Source organism: Paraburkholderia sp. RL18-101-BIB-B (assembly GCF_046026985.1).
Lineage (GTDB): Bacteria > Pseudomonadota > Gammaproteobacteria > Burkholderiales > Burkholderiaceae > Paraburkholderia.
The window spans coordinates 1-508 of the sequence record NZ_JARESV010000199.1; the positions used below are offsets into that span (position 1 = coordinate 1).

General features: G+C 56.3%; 2 protein-coding genes. One reads left to right on the forward strand and one right to left on the reverse strand.

Annotated features, from left to right (window positions below; all coding sequences use genetic code 11):
* Positions 1-237, reverse strand: a 237-nt coding sequence (locus P0D73_RS46710; RefSeq protein WP_408321495.1) for an aldo/keto reductase, incomplete at its 3' end; no start/stop codon positions are given.
* Between the two features lie 151 nt (positions 238-388).
* On the opposite strand from P0D73_RS46710, the gene P0D73_RS46715 reads away from it, so the two are divergent.
* On the forward strand, positions 389-508 hold a 120-nt coding region (locus P0D73_RS46715; protein ID WP_408436538.1), incomplete at its 3' end, for a helix-turn-helix domain-containing protein.

The window sequence follows — 508 nt, forward strand, 5'->3', positions numbered from 1 at the left end:
CGCGAGGTTCTCGTGCCATACCTTGGTGGTCAGATGCAGTTGCTTTCGCGCGAGACCCGAGGCCGCAATTGCGGCGCCTACGGCTTCTTCGTTCTGGTACATCTCGGCGGTGTCGATGTGTCGATACCCGAGCTCCAGCGCACTTTCAACTACTGGCTGGCAACCTCCGCCCGGCATACGGAATGTGCCAAATCCGAGGCGGGGCAGGTCAATTCCTTGTGTCTTCAAAGCTTCCATGGTTGCTCTCCCAAGCTGGTCCTGGTTTGCGGCGCAAGACGCCGTAGCGTTCAGGAGGACAATCTCCCATTTTTTGATTGTTGAATAAAGTAGGTGCTGTTCAAATCACTCGTGATTAAACTATCTGAATGAGATGAGCCTTGGAGAGGGCATGACATTTGATGGTCGGCTGTTTTCTGGCATCACCGTACTCGCCGCAGTCGCCGAGAGCGGCAGTTTCGTGCGCGCAGCAGATGCTCTCGGCTTGTCGCCATCGGGCGTTAGCCGTGCC